Annotated in this window: 13 protein-coding genes and 1 tRNA gene; 5 read left to right on the top strand and 9 right to left on the bottom strand. The window is 72.0% G+C overall.

Going from position 1 to position 13,585, the window contains the following annotated elements; translation table 11 throughout:
• Window positions 1–285: 285 nt before the first annotated feature.
• Window positions 286–450: a hypothetical protein gene (locus HMPREF0063_RS16600; protein ID WP_007078381.1), complete on the top strand. Its 165-nt coding sequence runs from the start codon at window positions 286–288 to the stop codon at window positions 448–450.
• A 109-nt stretch (window positions 451–559) separates the two neighbouring features.
• Here the strand turns inward: HMPREF0063_RS16600 and HMPREF0063_RS09160 are convergent, their stop codons facing one another.
• The 8 genes from HMPREF0063_RS09160 to HMPREF0063_RS09125 all read right to left on the bottom strand — a co-directional run bounded on the left by HMPREF0063_RS09160 (window position 560) and on the right by HMPREF0063_RS09125 (window position 7,709).
• Window positions 560–1,660, bottom strand: coding sequence for a baeRF2 domain-containing protein (locus HMPREF0063_RS09160; protein ID WP_040320214.1), 1,101 nt, complete (start codon window positions 1,658–1,660; stop codon window positions 560–562).
• A 1-nt stretch (window position 1,661) separates the two neighbouring features.
• Window positions 1,662–2,027, bottom strand: a complete 366-nt coding sequence (locus HMPREF0063_RS09155) for a DUF3140 domain-containing protein (RefSeq protein ID WP_007078380.1) — start codon at window positions 2,025–2,027, stop codon at window positions 1,662–1,664.
• 100 nt (window positions 2,028–2,127) lie between these two features.
• Window positions 2,128–3,012, bottom strand: coding sequence for an HpcH/HpaI aldolase/citrate lyase family protein (locus tag HMPREF0063_RS09150; RefSeq protein WP_007078379.1), 885 nt, complete (start codon window positions 3,010–3,012; stop codon window positions 2,128–2,130).
• Between the two features lie 8 nt (window positions 3,013–3,020).
• Entirely contained in the window at window positions 3,021–4,070 is a 1,050-nt protein-coding gene (locus HMPREF0063_RS09145; protein WP_007078378.1) for an HpcH/HpaI aldolase/citrate lyase family protein, read from the bottom strand.
• Between the two features lie 210 nt (window positions 4,071–4,280).
• On the bottom strand, window positions 4,281–5,576 hold the full coding sequence (locus HMPREF0063_RS09140) for a UDP-glucose dehydrogenase family protein (RefSeq protein ID WP_007078377.1): 1,296 nt from the start codon (window positions 5,574–5,576) through the stop codon (window positions 4,281–4,283).
• A 135-nt stretch (window positions 5,577–5,711) separates the two neighbouring features.
• The gene (locus HMPREF0063_RS09135) at window positions 5,712–5,996 is read right to left on the bottom strand and encodes a TFIIB-type zinc ribbon-containing protein (protein ID WP_007078376.1); all 285 of its coding nucleotides are present in this window, start codon (window positions 5,994–5,996) and stop codon (window positions 5,712–5,714) included.
• 98 nt (window positions 5,997–6,094) lie between these two features.
• A tRNA-Lys gene (locus tag HMPREF0063_RS09130) sits at window positions 6,095–6,170 on the bottom strand.
• A gap of 27 nt (window positions 6,171–6,197) precedes the next feature.
• Window positions 6,198–7,709 carry a phytoene desaturase family protein gene (locus HMPREF0063_RS09125; RefSeq protein ID WP_007078375.1) on the bottom strand — a complete coding sequence of 504 codons (1,512 nt, stop codon included), beginning with the start codon at window positions 7,707–7,709 and terminating at the stop codon, window positions 6,198–6,200.
• Window positions 7,710–7,804: 95 nt separating this feature from the next.
• Between HMPREF0063_RS09125 and HMPREF0063_RS09120 the strand changes: the two genes are divergently transcribed.
• Window positions 7,805–8,791, top strand: a complete 987-nt coding sequence (locus tag HMPREF0063_RS09120; protein WP_007078374.1) for a pirin family protein — start codon at window positions 7,805–7,807, stop codon at window positions 8,789–8,791.
• Between the two features lie 9 nt (window positions 8,792–8,800).
• Here HMPREF0063_RS09120 and HMPREF0063_RS09115 read toward each other — a convergent pair whose 3' ends face one another.
• Window positions 8,801–9,364: a hypothetical protein gene (locus tag HMPREF0063_RS09115; protein WP_007078373.1), complete on the bottom strand. Its 564-nt coding sequence runs from the start codon at window positions 9,362–9,364 to the stop codon at window positions 8,801–8,803.
• Window positions 9,365–9,470: 106 nt separating this feature from the next.
• Between HMPREF0063_RS09115 and glpK the strand changes: the two genes are divergently transcribed.
• Genes glpK through HMPREF0063_RS09100 form a run of 3 tightly spaced genes read left to right on the top strand, consistent with a single transcriptional unit; the run spans window position 9,471 to window position 13,580 of the window.
• Complete coding sequence (gene glpK / locus HMPREF0063_RS09110) at window positions 9,471–11,003, top strand: glycerol kinase GlpK (RefSeq protein ID WP_007078372.1); 1,533 nt, start codon at window positions 9,471–9,473, stop codon at window positions 11,001–11,003.
• 52 nt (window positions 11,004–11,055) lie between these two features.
• On the top strand, window positions 11,056–12,810 hold the full coding sequence (locus HMPREF0063_RS09105; RefSeq protein ID WP_007078371.1) for a glycerol-3-phosphate dehydrogenase/oxidase: 1,755 nt from the start codon (window positions 11,056–11,058) through the stop codon (window positions 12,808–12,810).
• A complete protein-coding gene (locus HMPREF0063_RS09100; protein ID WP_040320213.1) occupies window positions 12,807–13,580 on the top strand; it encodes a DUF4097 family beta strand repeat-containing protein in 774 nt (257 codons plus the stop codon). The genes HMPREF0063_RS09105 and HMPREF0063_RS09100 overlap by 4 nt, the downstream gene beginning before the upstream one ends.
• The last annotated feature ends 5 nt before the right edge of the window (window positions 13,581–13,585 follow it).

The raw sequence follows: 13,585 nt of genomic DNA, 5'->3' as shown, positions 1-13,585 counted from the left end.
CCCATGACGACGATCTTGTTCGCCGGTCGCGACGTCGTCGCGACGTCCGTCGGTTCCGTCACCGGGGTGGTCCAGCTGCCGTAGGCCAGCACGCCCGCGCAGTTCACCTGCCGCTCCGGATCGACGATCCGGGGCGGTTTTTTCATGTCCCGACCCGTTCTCTCACCTGAAAGGAGGCGCGCTATGACCATCCATCCACTCACGACCACGCCACAGCCCGCAGACATCCCCCTCACGAATCCGGTTCCGACCCACGTCGGAGCTGTCCGGGGGGAGGTGAATGCCATGGCTGGACCCGTCCGCCGCCGGGCTCGCGTCACGCGCGCCTGGGACGAGCTGTCGGCGACCGATCGTCAGGTCCTGCTGCAGGCGGCGCGTGAGCGCCGCCGGCTGCAGGCCGAGCGCGACGCGCGCGAGACCGCGCTGTGGGCCGTGCGCCACCAGCGCTGAGCGGTCCTGACCGTTCCACGGTCCGGACCACCGGCCAGGGGCCCGTCGTCGTGCCGGGGAGTCCCGGGCACGACGACGGGCTGGCTCGCGTCCGTCCCGGGTGGGCCGGTCAGGCCCCGTCGGTGTCGTGCGCCCACCGCAGGAGCGCGCTCACGCCGTCGCTGTCGGCCGGCGTCCCCGGGACGAGGTGCACCCGGGCGTCGGTCGCGGTGGCGGCGGCGAGCAGCACCTGGTCGGCCGGCAGGGGGTCGACGGTCCGGCGTGCACCGTCAGGCAGCGCCAGACCGGGGAAGCGGGCCGGGTCGACCTGCATCGGGCGGACCGCGGCCAGGTCCAGCACGAGTCGGTCGACCTCGCCGCGCACGAGCGCGTCGAGGACGTCGTCGAGGCCGTGGGCAGCGCGGCCGTGGGCACCCGCCGTGCCGAGCTCGTCGAGCAGCGCCTCGTCGGACTCCTGCGCCAGACGGGTCAGCACGTCGTCGACCGCCGACCACAGCGCCTCCTCGGACGCGCCCTCCGTGCGTGCACCCGACTCGACCTGGTCGACGGGGACCTCGAGGTGCTCCAGCGCTCCGGCGATCTCGGTCCGGGCACGCACGTCACCGGCCAGGACGACCACGTCGGGCGCATGGCGCCGACACGCGGAGCGGATCTCGTCGGCGACCTCGCGAGCGTTGATCCGCCAGACGTTCTCCGAGCGACGCTGGTACTGGGGATGTGCCGGCCCACCGAGCTGCACCTGGTGCAGGTGCAGGTCGTCGCCGTGCACCTCGGTCCGGGCGTCGGCCGGCTGTCGGGTGTCGACGCGCAGCTCGAGGTCGGCGCCCTCGTGGTCGGCGAGCACCAGCAGCCACGGCACCTCCTCGGCGGCCTGGTCGAGCCACCCGGCCAGGTCAGGGAGCGGCCCGACGGTGGTGACCTCGGGCGCGTCCGTCGCCCCGACCCGGGTCTCGTCGAGCACGACCGCGCCGGACGCGGCCACGATCGTGCGACGGACCGGGCCGGGCCGGTCGTGCGGCGTCCTGATCCGCGACTCGATGTCGTCGACGAGATCGGCGCCCACGCCCGCGTGTTCGAGGTCGTGGCGCAGGTTGGTGCAGCGGGTGTCGAGCTGCTGCCGGCCGTCCTCCCCGGGCCGGCCGACCTCCAGGTGCACCGTGATGAAGGGTCCGTCGTGGGTGTACAGGTCGCGCAGGTTCGTCAGGTGCACGTCACAGCTCCTCTCCGGTCGTCGCGTGCCCCCGCGGCGGCTGCAGGGGGTCGTGCCCGAGTGACATGAGTCGGTGCCGCCACCGGTGGTCGCCGGCCTCGGGCTCCAGGTCGCCCGGTCGTTCGGTCCGGACGACCTCGACGACGTGCCGCATGACGTCGACGTCCTCGTCGGTGAGGTCGGTCCTGCGTTTGGCCAGGACGGACACGACCTGGCGGCCGACGGGGTCGCCGGCCCGGTCCGGCAGGTCCTCCGCGGACTCCCCGGCGGCGTCGGTGCGCAGCCACTCCGACAGCTCGCGGGACGTCATGTTGACGGCGGCGTGGAAGGAGTCCCACAGGTCGTCGTCGACGATGTGATGAGCCATGTTCGACCTCCGCGTTCGGCGGGGCGGTGCTCGCCCCTCGGACCGGGGTCGTACCCGGGCCCCGCCCGGTCATGCGACGGTGCGGGGTTCCGGTGCGGGGTCAGCGCGCCGCGATGGCCTCCGCGAACGCCAGGATGCGTCGGGCGTCGCGCACGTGGAGTTCCTCGATCATCTTGCCGTTGAACGTGGCGACCCCGCGGCCCTCGGCAGCCGCCTCGTCGAAGGCCGCGATCATGCCCTCGGCCCGCTCGATGTCGGCCTCCGACGGCGAGAAGGCCACGTTGGCCGGGTCGACCTGGGCGGGATGAATGAGGGTCTTGCCGTCGAATCCCATCTCGCGGCCCTGGCGCGCCTCGGCGTCGAAGCCCTCGAGGTCCTTCACGTCGTTGTAGACGCCGTCGATGACGACCTTGCCGGCGGCCCGCACCGCGAGCAGCGTCCACGCGAGCGAGGCCAGGACGACGGGGTTGCGGCCCGGGACGTGCAGGCCGTACGTCTCGTTGACGATGTCGTTGGTGCCCATGACCACGACGGTGAGGCGCTCGTGGGCCGCAGCGATCTCCTCGGCGTGCAGCAGGGCCCGCGGCGTCTCGATCATCGCCCACAGCTGGGTGGTCGCGGGTGCGCCTCCGGCCTCGATCGCGGCCACCAGCTGGCGGACCTGGTCGGCCGACTCGACCTTCGGGACGAGGATCGCGTCAGGGCCGGCGGCGGCCGCCGCGGCCACGTCGGCGTCGTGCCACTGGGTGCCGATGGAGTTGACCCGGATCGCGAGCTCCCGGTGTCCGTACTCGCCGGACCGCACGGCGGCCACGACGTTGGCCCGACCGGCCTCCTTGGCGTCGGGGGACACCGAGTCCTCCAGGTCGAGGATCAGGGCGTCGGCGTCGATGCTCTTGGCCTTCTCGAGCGCCCGTTCGTTGGCTCCGGGCATGTAGAGCACGGAGCGGCGGGGGCGCAGGGCGGTGTCGGGCGACTCGGTCATGGTGCTCCTCAGAGGTCGTAGGCGGCGGCGAGCTCGGGGTCGCGCTCGGCCAGGGCTTTCGCGAGGTCGAGCATGACGATGCACTGCTTGCAGGACGCGTCGTCCTCCATCTTGCCGTTGATCATCACCGCGCCGGAGCCGTCGCCCATGGCCTCGACGACCTCCTTGGCGTGCGCGACGTCGGCCGGATCGGGGGAGAAGACGCGCTTGGCGATGTCGATCTGCACGGGGTGCAGGCTCCAGGCGCCGACACATCCGAGGAGGAAGGCGTTGCGGAACTGGTCCTCGCACGCCACGACGTCCTTGATGTCCCCGAACGGACCGTAGAACGGCAGGATGTCGTTGCCCGCGCACGCGTCGACCATGCGGGCGATCGTGTAGTGCCACAGGTCCTGCTGGTACGTGGTGCGGCCGGTGGTCAGGTCGTCACCCGTCGGGTCCTGGCGGACGAGGTACCCGGGGTGGCCGCCACCGACCCGGGTGGTCTTCATGCGGCGGCTGGCGGCGAGGTCGGCCGGGCCCAGGCTGATGCCCTGCATGCGGGGGCTCGCGGCGGCGATCTCCTCGACGTTGGTGACACCCTCGGCGGTCTCGAGGATGGCGTGGACGAGGATCGGCCGGGTCAGGCCGGCGCGGGCCTCGAGCTGGGCGAGCAGCCGGTCGACGTAGTGGATGTCCTGGGCCCCTTCGACCTTCGGGACCATGACGACGTCGAGCTTCTCGCCGATCTCGGTGACCAGGGTGATGAGGTCGTCGAGCACCCAGGGGGAGTCGAGGCTGTTGACCCGCACCCACAGCTGGGTGTCGCCGAAGTCAGTGGCCCGGGCGACCTCCACGAGGCCGAGCCGGGCTGCCTCCTTGTTCTCCGTCTTGATCGCGTCCTCGAGGTTGCCGAGGATGATGTCGACCTTCGCCGCGATGTCCGGCACCTTCGACCGCATCTTCTCGTTGCTGGGGTCGAAGAAGTGGATCATCCGGCTGGGGCGGAACGGGACGTCCGCGACCGGCGCGGGGGCGCCGACGGCCAGGGGGCGGAGGAAAGCTCGGGGGTTGCGCACGCGGGACTCTTCCGTCGGGAGCGGGGACTGACCTCAGTATGGCGAGGTGACCTGCGCCACAGGCCCGGGGGCCGCCCTCACCCACGGCCGAGCAGTTTCACAGGTGATCCCCGGAATCTGTCACCGGTGACAGGAATCTGTCACCTGACCCCTGTTGCTACCGGGGTCAGGTGACGGTTTCCCAGGATCACCTGGGAAACCTCGGCGGGGTCAGGGGCGGCCGAGGCCGGTGACGTGCCAACCGGCGGCGCGCCAGGCCACCGGGTCGAGCACGTTGCGACCGTCGATCAGGACCGGCCGGTCGACGAGCGCCGCGGCGGCGACCGGGTCGAGGGCCCGGAACTCCGGCCACTCGGTGACCAGCAGGACGACCTCGGCCCCGGCCAGTGCCTTCTCGGCACTGTCGGCGTAGGTGAGCTGCGGATGCAGCCGGCGGGCGTTGGCCATCGCCTCGGGGTCGTACGAGACCACGTCGGCGCCCAGGCCGTGGAGCCGCACGGCCACGTCGAGAGCGGGGGAGTCGCGGATGTCGTCGCTGTGCGGCTTGAACGAGAGCCCGAGCACGGCCACCCGGCGGCCGTGGGGGCGCCCGTCGAAGGCGTCGACGGTGAGGTCGATGACCCGCTCGCGTCGACGCAGGTTGATCGCGTCGACCTCCTTCAGGAACGAGACCGACTCCCCGCGACCGAGCTCCTCGGCGCGCGCGGTGAAGGCACGGATGTCCTTGGGCAGGCAGCCGCCGCCGAACCCGATGCCGGCGTTGAGGAACTTGCGTCCGATCCGGGCGTCGTGGCCGATGGCGTCGGCCAGCAGGGTGATGTCGGCGCCGACGACCTCGGTGATCTCGGCCATCGCGTTGATGAACGAGATCTTGGTGGCCAGGAAGGCGTTGGCGGCGGTCTTGACCAGCTCGGCGGTGGCGTAGTCGGTCTCGACGACCGGGGTGCCGGCGGCGACGGCGACGGCATACACCTCGTCGAGGACCTGCCGGGCCCGCTCGCTGGCGACCCCGTAGACGAGGCGGTCGGGCTCGATCGTGTCCTTCACCGCGAATCCCTCGCGGAGGAACTCGGGGTTCCAGGCCAGCTCGGCCCCGGTCGCGGCGACGTCGACGGCGAGCCGGCCCGCGGTCCCCACCGGGACGGTGGACTTGCCCACGACGAGGTCGCCCGGGGCGAGGTGCGGCAGCAACGCCTCGACGGCGGCGTCGACGTAGGTCAGGTCGGCACCGTGGCCGTCCCGACGCTGCGGGGTGCCGACCGCGACGAAGTGCACGGTGCAGCCGGCCACGTCGGCGATGTCGGTGCTGAAGCGCAGCTGACCCGACGCCATCGACGCCGTGAGCAGCTCGGGCAGGCCGGGCTCGAAGAACGGCGCCTCACCGCGGGTGAGGGACGCGATCTTCTCGGGATCGACGTCGATGCCGACCACGTCGTGGCCCAGCGAGGTCATGGCGGCGGCGTGCACGGCACCGAGGTAGCCGCAGCCGATCACGGACATCTTCATGGAGCCTCCCGCGGTCCTGCACGACGGACGACGTGCGGCACCACTATGGCGCACGCAGGTGACCGGCGGTCCCGGGTGGCGGCACCATCGCCCGCACTCCGCCGGTGTCCGGGGCGACCGGCCGGTCGGAACAGGTCAGTCGAAGATCTCCATGAGCCAGTGCTCCTTCTTCTTGCGGCGGTACTGCGGGCGGTCGCGGTCGTCCCGGTAGGTCGGCCGCTCGGAGCGGAACGGGTCGCCGTGGACGGGCTGGGCGGCAGGTGCCGCCGGTGCCGGGGCCGCGTCGCGGGAGGCGCGTTCGACGATCTTGTCCAGCTCACCGCGGTCGAGCCAGACGCCCCGGCACTCGGGGCAGTAGTCGATCTCGATGCCGGATCGTTCACTCATGACCAGGGTCGCGTTGTCGGTGGGACACTTCATGGACACATCATGACCTGCCGGCACCAGCGCCGCTGCGCGACGGTGACGCCGGCGGGGGACGACACAGGCCCCCGAGGATCCTCGAGGGCCTGGCGCGATGGTGCGGCATCAGGGACTCGAACCCCGAACCCGCTGATTAAGAGTCAGCTGCTCTGCCAATTGAGCTAATGCCGCGCGACGAGGAACACTACCAGCCGCGGATCAGCCCACGAAATCCAGCACGGCGTGTGCTGCGTTGTGGCCGGCGATGCCGCTGACGGCACCGCCCCGGCGTGCTCCACTGCCGCACACCAGCACGCGGGGGCGCGAGGTGGCGACGCCCCAGCGTTCGGCGGGGGAGGCCGGACGCTCGCCCTCCTCGAGCCACGGCCAGGAGAGGTCACCGTGGAAGATGTGACCGCCGGGCATGCCGATGGCGGCCTCGATGTCGGCGGGCGACTTCGCCTCCAGCCCCAGGACCAGCGGCGCGAGCGGCTCGGCCAGATGCGCCTGGAAGGCCGACATGAACCGGTCGACCGCCTCCTGGGTCGATGCTGCGTCGGGGAGGTTCTCGGTGGGGGTGTGCAGTCCGAAGTAGGTGAGGGTGTGGGCGCCGTCGGCATCGAGCCGCGGGCCGAGGATCGACCGGTCGGTGAGCGTGTGGCAGTACAGCTCGCCGCTGGCCGGCAGCCGGCCGGCCAGCGCCTCCGCGTGGGCGGCCTCGAGGGCGCTGAAGGACTCGTCGACGTGGAACGTGCCGGCGAAGGCGACCTCGGGGTCGTCGCCCGAGGCGAGCCGGGGCAGGCGCGAGAGCAGCAGGTTGACCTTCAGCTGGGAGCCGGACGGCTTCGGCGGCAACGGGTCGCCCAGCAGGGCGGCCAGGGTGTGCGGCGCCACCCCCGACAGCAGCAGGTCCGCCGACCACGAACGACCGTCGCCGGAGGCGGTGACCCCGTCGTCGCCGGCCTCGACCTGGTCGACCCGCACACCGGTGACGATGGTGGCCCCGGCCTCCCTGGCCACCCGTTCGAGCTCACCGGTGACGACTCCCATACCGCCCACCGGGACCCTCCACGGCCCGCCGGCGACGTGGTAGAGGAAGCACCGGTTCTGGGTGAGGCCGGCGTCGTCGAGGGAGGCGAAGGTGCCGATGAGGGCATCGGTGCCGACGATGCCCCGCACGAGGTCGTCCCGGAACCGGCGGCGCAGCGCGGTGCCGAGCGGCTCCTCCACGAGGTCGGTCCAGATCGGCATCTCGACGCGGTCACGCACGTCGGCCACGTGCGGCAGGGGCGACAGCAGGGTCGGGGCGACGGCATCGGCCAGGGTCTGCACCTCGCGGTAGAACTGGCGCCACGCCGCGTGCTCGGTGTCGTCGCCGGTGAGGTCGCGGAAGGAGCGGGCCGTGGCCGGGCCCTCGTCGGTCTCGACGAGGAGCCCCCCGCCGGGGTGGGGGGTGTAGGACGCGACGGCGCGGTCCCGCAGCTCCAGGCGCAGTCCGAGGTCGTCGATCAGGGCCGGCGGCATGAGCGACACCAGGTAGGAGAACCGGGAGAGGTGGGCGTCGTGCTCGGGGAAGGCGCGGGCGCTGACGGCGGCCCCACCGACGTGGTCGAGCTGCTCCAGCACCACGACCTCGAGGCCGGCGCGGGCCAGGTAGGTCGCGGCGACGAGTGCGTTGTGTCCGCCGCCCACCACGACGACGGACCGGGGGACCGGCGAGACGGACGTCATCCCCGCAGGGTAGTCGCGCCCACCGGCGTCCTGGAGGAATGATCGACAACAATTGAACATTCAACTATACTCGAGCCACGACCGAAGGAGACCTCATGCCCGCCGTGACCGCACCCGACTGGACCGTGCTGCCCCGTGTCATCGCACGCCCGACCCAGACCGAGGACCGCTCCGTCCGCAGCCTCACCACGGCGCCCCGGGGGTTCGAGGGCGAGGGGTTCCCTGTCCACCGGGCCTTCGCCGGGGTCGACCCCGCCGCGCTGGATCCGTTCATCCACCTCGACCAGATGGGTGAGGTCGACTACGCGCCCGGGGAGCCCAAGGGCACGTCGTGGCATCCCCACCGCGGGTTCGAGACCGTGACCTACATGATCGACGGCGTCATGGACCACGCCGACACCCACGGCGGCGGCGGCACCATCACCGACGGCGACACCCAGTGGATGACCGCCGGCAGCGGACTGCTGCACATCGAGGCGCCGCCGGAGTGGCTGGTCTCCAAGGGTGGCCTGTTCCACGGACTCCAGCTGTGGGTCAACCTCCCGAAGGCGGACAAGTGGCTGCCTCCGCACTACCAGGACATCCGCGGCGCCCAGGTGGGCCTGGCCTCGACGCCGGACGCGGGAGCCCTGTTGCGGGTGATCGCCGGCGAGGTGGACGGTGTCGCCGGCCCCGGCAGCACCCGCACGCCGATGACCATGGTGCACGCGACCGTCCTGCCCGGGGCCGAGATGACGGTGCCGTGGCGGACCGACTTCAACGCCCTGGTCTACGTGCTCAGCGGTGACGGCCACGTGGGCCGGGACCGTCGCCCGATCGGGTCGGGCCAGCTCGCGGTGCTCGGCCACGGCGAGACGATCACCGTCGGGGCGGCCGCCCGCCAGGAGTCACGGCACCCGGCGCTCGAGGTCGTGCTGCTCGGTGGTCTGCCGATCCGCGAACCGATCGCCTGGGCCGGGCCGTTCGTGATGAACACCCGCGCCGAGGTGCTGCAGGCGTTCGAGGACTTCCAGAAGGGGCGCCTGGGCACCATCCCGACCGTCCCGCACGCGCAGGTGCACGGCGAGCTGGGTCAGGACTGACCCGGCGGTTCAGCCCTGGCAGAGCATCTGTCCGTAGGGGCCCTCGGTCGACCGCTGCTCGGTCACCTGCCCGTCGACGGTGATGGTGCAGGTCACCGGGGCGCCGGTGGGTCCGGCCTGCACGAAGATCTGGGCGTGGTCCGGCGGTCCGTACACGGTGGTGCTCAGGGCGAACGACGTCCCGACGTTCTCGTCGACGCCGAACGAGCGGTCGAGGCTGGTGGGGATGATGTAGCCGACCGTGCCGATCGGCACCGACGACGTGACCGTGAGGGTGATCGCCAAGCCCTGCAGGTTGCGGTTGCCGCCCTCGCCCCGCAGGCCGCCGAAGCCGCCCCCGGTGCCGAGCGAGGACACCCCCTGCTCGGTCAGCTCCTGCACCGACTGGTCGGAGGACAGCTGCTCGCGCTCGATCGACGGCAGCTCGATCTCACCGGGAGCCGCGTCGGTGGACTCCGGGGCCGGCAGGTCGTCGGACGGATAGGTGAGGACCGAGACCGCCACGACGACCACGAGGGCCAGCACTCCGGCGAGGACGGCGGAGGCCCGGGGGTGCAGGCGGATCAGGTTCATGACCCCCTCAACGATACAACCCGGTGATCGTCACCCCCCGGTCCTGCCGTCCCCGGGAGCGAGGTGGTCGTGACGTGGCCCACACCGACGACCTAGGGTGGCGGCCATGACGGATGCGGAGGCAGCGCGGGACGCCCCGCGGTACGTGGGCGCGATCGACCAGGGCACCACCAGCACCCGCTTCATGGTGTTCGACCACGACGGCGCCGAGGTGGGCCGCCACCAGCTGGAGCACGACCAGATCCTGCCGCGGGCGGGATGGGTCGAGCACGACGCCACCCAGATCTGGGACCGCACCCGCGAGGTCGTCGCCGGGGCCCTGGCGAGCACCGGGCTGACCCACGCCGACCTCGCGGCGGTCGGCGTGACCAACCAGCGGGAGACGACCGTGGTGTGGGACCGGCGCACCGGGCAGCCCTACCTCAACGCGATCGTGTGGCAGGACACCCGCACCGCCGACATCGCCGCGCAGGTCACCGCGGACGGTCACGCCGACCTGGTCTGCGACCGATCAGGTCTCCCGCCCGCGGCCTACTTCTCCGGGGGCAAGATCCGGTGGGTGCTCGAGAACGTCGAGGGGGTGCGCGAGGACGCCGAGGCGGGCCACGCCGTGTTCGGGACCACCGACACGTGGCTGCTGTGGTGGCTCACCGGTGGACCCGACGGCGGCATCCACGTCACGGACGTGACCAACGCCAGCCGCACCATGCTCATGGACCTGCGGACCCTGGACTGGGACGACGACCTGCTCGAGGTCTTCGGCGTGCCGCGCCTGATGCTGCCGGAGATCCGGTCCTCCTCGGAGGTGTACGGCCACACCCGCGCCGACGGTCCCTTCGGTGGTGAGGTGGCCCTGGCCGGCGACCTCGGCGACCAGCACGCGGCACTCGTGGGTCAGGTGTGCTTCGAGCCGGGACAGGTCAAGAACACCTACGGCACGGGCAACTTCCTGGTCCTCAACACCGGTACCGAGATCGTCCGCTCACAGCACGGGCTGCTCACGACCGTCGCGTACCGCTTCGGCGACGCACCGGCGGTGTACGCGCTCGAGGGGTCCATCGCCGTCACCGGATCGGCCGTCCAGTGGCTGCGCGACCAGCTGGGCGTCATCACCGACGCGGCCGAGACCGAGACCCTCGCGGCCTCGGTCGAGGACACCGGTGGCGTGTGCTTCGTGCCCGCGTTCTCCGGGCTCTTCGCCCCGCACTGGCGGCCCGACGCCCGCGGCGCGATCGTCGGGCTGTCGCGGTTCAACACCACGGCCCATCTGGCCCGGGCCGCGCTCGAGGCGATCTGCTACCAGAGCAAGGACGTCGTGGACGCGATGGTGGCCGATGCCTGCATCGATCTCCGTGTCCTGCGGGTCGACGGCGGCGTGACGGCCAACGACCTCTGCATGCAGATCCAGGCCGACGTGCTGGGTGCCCCGGTCAGCCGGCCGGTCGTGCCCGAGACCACGGCCCTGGGCGCGGCCTACGCGGCCGGACTCGCGGTGGGGTATTGGAACGACACCGACGAGCTGGTGTCGAACTGGCGCGAGTCCAAGCAGTGGACGCCGGAGTGGGACGACGCGCAGCGCGAGGCCGGCCACCGGCAGTGGACCAAGGCCGTCCAGCGGACCCTGGACTGGGTGGAGTAGACACCGGACCGGCAGGACGCGGACGTCGGTGCGGGGTGATTGACTGGGGTCCATGCGATCCGTGGCGCTGTCCCCGTCCAACCGCCAGAAGGCGCTCGACGCGATGGCCCGCGAGCAGCTCGACGTCCTGGTCATCGGCGGTGGGGTCGTCGGCGGCGGTGCGGCCCTCGACGCCGCGACCAGGGGCCTCTCGGTCGGGCTGGTCGAGGCCCGTGACTTCGCCTCCGGCACCTCCAGCCGGTCCAGCAAGCTGATCCACGGAGGACTCCGCTACCTCGAGATGCTCGACTTCCGCCTCGTGGCCGAGGCGCTCGGCGAGCGCAGCCTGCTCATCGACAAGCTGGCGCCGCACCTGGTGCAGCCCGTCCCGTTCCTCTACCCCCTCAAGCACCGGGTGTGGGAGCGGTTCTACGCCGGCTCCGGCGTCCTGCTGTACGACAGCATGGCCCGGCTGTCCGGTCGGTCCCGGGGTGTCCCGCACCACCGTCACCTCACCCGCCGGGGCGCTCGCAAGATCATGCCGGCGCTGCGCAAGGACGCGCTGGTCGGCGCGCTGCACTACTACGACGGTCAGGTCGACGACGCCCGCCACACCATGCTGCTGTCCCGCACCGCGGCGGCCTACGGGGCGCACGTGGCCACCCGTTCACGGGTCACGGCGCTGATCCGTGAGGGCGACCGGGTCGTGGGCGCCACCGTCGTCGACCTGGAGTCCGGGCGGGAGCTCGACGTGCGGGCGCGGCAGGTGGTCAACGCCACCGGCGTGTGGACCGACGAGACGCAGGGCATGGCGGGGGAGCGCGGCCAGTTCCACGTCCGCGCGTCGAAGGGCATCCACCTGGTGGTGCCGCGCGACCGCATCCGTGGCGACTCCGGCCTGATCCTGCGGACCGAGACCTCCGTGCTCTTCGTGATCCCGTGGGGCCGGCACTGGATGATCGGCACCACCGACACCGACTGGTCCCTGAGCAAGGACCACCCCGCCGCCAGCCGGCGTGACATCGACTACCTGCTCGACCACGTCAACGAGGTCCTCGTCGAGCCCCTCACCCACGACGACGTCGAAGGGGTCTTCGCCGGGCTGCGGCCCCTGCTCGCGGGCGAGTCCGACGCCACGAGCCAGCTCTCGCGCGAGCACGCGGTGTCGACCAGCACCAAGGGCCTCGTGGTCATCGCCGGGGGCAAGTACACGACGTACCGGATCATGGCCAAGGACGCCATCGACGCCGCCGTGCACGCGATGAGCAGCCACCTGGACCGTCGGGTGCCGCCGTCGTGCACCGAGGACGTGCCCCTCCTGGGCGCCGACGGGTACGAGGCGTTGTGGAACCAGCGGCACTCGCTGGCCGCCTCGAGCGGTCTGAGCGTCGGTCGGATCGAGCACCTGCTCCGCCGCCAGGGATCGTTGGTGGTGGAGGTCCTCGACCTGATCGCGAAGTACCCCGAGCTGGGGCGGCCCCTGGCCGGGGCCGACGACTACCTCGCGGCCGAGGTGGTCTACGGCACGACCCACGAGGGCGCGCGCCACCTCGACGACGTCATCGCGCGCCGCACCCACATCTCGATCGAGACCTTCGACCGTGGCACGGAGGTCGCCGAGGAGGTCGCGGCCCTGATGGGCAAGGCGCTGGGCTGGTCCAAGGCCCAGCGGGCCGCCGAGGTCGACCACTACCTCAAGCGGGTCGAGGCCGAGCGCGAGAGCCAGACCATGCCGGACGACGAGACCGCCGATGCCGCCCGCATGGGAGGCCGCGACGTGGTGCCCGTGCAGGTCACCACCGGCGCGGACAAGGCAGAGACCGCGTGACACGCCTCGACCGCTACGGCGAGCCCGGGCCCGCCGTGGTGGGGGAGTACGACGTCCGATCGCCGATGTCGCGCACCCTGCTGTCGGTCGGCATCGCCGTCGTGGTCCTGGCGGTGCTGGCGGGAGCGGTGGTCGCGTCGGGCCTGGTGACCCGCTCCGACCGCACCGCGGAGTCGACCCTCGCGGTCGACGACCTGGCCCTGGTCCGGCTGGTCACCGACGGGGCCGACGTCACCGTGGTGCGGTCGAGGGGCGCCGAGGTCGAGGTGTCGGCCACGATCACCGAGGGCTGGACCGGCACCGACTTCGACGCCCGTCGAGACGGCGACGACATCGTGCTCTCCGCGTCCTGCCTCGGCCTGGTCACGCCGGGCTGCGGTGTCGCCGTCACCGTCGGTGTCCCCGCCGGCTTCCCGATCGTCATCGCCGCTGCATCCGGGGACCTGCGGCTGGACGGCCTCGACGGTGTCGTCACCGCGCGGTCCGACACCGGTGACATCGAGGCGGCCGACCTGGCGGTCGTCGAGCTGGACCTGCGCACGGGGTCCGGCGACATCGACGTCGAGTTCGGGGTGCAGCCGTTCGGCTTCAAGGCACGCACGGCCTCGGGAGACGTCGAGGCGACCATGCCCGACGGGGACACCACCTACGTCGTCCAGGTCGGCAGCGAGTCCGGCGACGTGGAGTCGGACCTGCAGCACGACGGCGACGGGCAGGGGTTCGTCACCGTCGAGACCGACACCGGCGACATCGAGATCGACCGCAGCTGAGACTC

This window comes from Aeromicrobium marinum DSM 15272 (assembly GCF_000160775.2).
Lineage (GTDB): Bacteria > Actinomycetota > Actinomycetes > Propionibacteriales > Nocardioidaceae > Aeromicrobium > Aeromicrobium marinum.
This window is presented reverse-complemented; position numbering and strand designations above follow the sequence as displayed.

What these genes read in the sequence shown, in the direction of transcription:
- HMPREF0063_RS09125 (WP_007078375.1), bottom strand. Translation starts at nt 7,709, where the DNA reads ATGACGTCCGTCTCGCCGGTCCCCCGGTCCGTCGTCGTGGTGGGCGGC.
- HMPREF0063_RS09150 (WP_007078379.1), bottom strand. Translation starts at nt 3,012, where the DNA reads ATGACCGAGTCGCCCGACACCGCCCTGCGCCCCCGCCGCTCCGTGCTC.
- HMPREF0063_RS09155 (WP_007078380.1), bottom strand. Translation starts at nt 2,027, where the DNA reads ATGGCTCATCACATCGTCGACGACGACCTGTGGGACTCCTTCCACGCC.
- HMPREF0063_RS09105 (WP_007078371.1), top strand. Translation starts at nt 11,056, where the DNA reads ATGCGATCCGTGGCGCTGTCCCCGTCCAACCGCCAGAAGGCGCTCGAC.
- HMPREF0063_RS09115 (WP_007078373.1), bottom strand. Translation starts at nt 9,364, where the DNA reads ATGAACCTGATCCGCCTGCACCCCCGGGCCTCCGCCGTCCTCGCCGGA.
- HMPREF0063_RS09140 (WP_007078377.1), bottom strand. Translation starts at nt 5,576, where the DNA reads ATGAAGATGTCCGTGATCGGCTGCGGCTACCTCGGTGCCGTGCACGCC.
- HMPREF0063_RS09120 (WP_007078374.1), top strand. Translation starts at nt 7,805, where the DNA reads ATGCCCGCCGTGACCGCACCCGACTGGACCGTGCTGCCCCGTGTCATC.
- HMPREF0063_RS09135 (WP_007078376.1), bottom strand. Translation starts at nt 5,996, where the DNA reads ATGAAGTGTCCCACCGACAACGCGACCCTGGTCATGAGTGAACGATCC.
- glpK (WP_007078372.1), top strand. Translation starts at nt 9,471, where the DNA reads ATGACGGATGCGGAGGCAGCGCGGGACGCCCCGCGGTACGTGGGCGCG.
- HMPREF0063_RS16600 (WP_007078381.1), top strand. Translation starts at nt 286, where the DNA reads ATGGCTGGACCCGTCCGCCGCCGGGCTCGCGTCACGCGCGCCTGGGAC.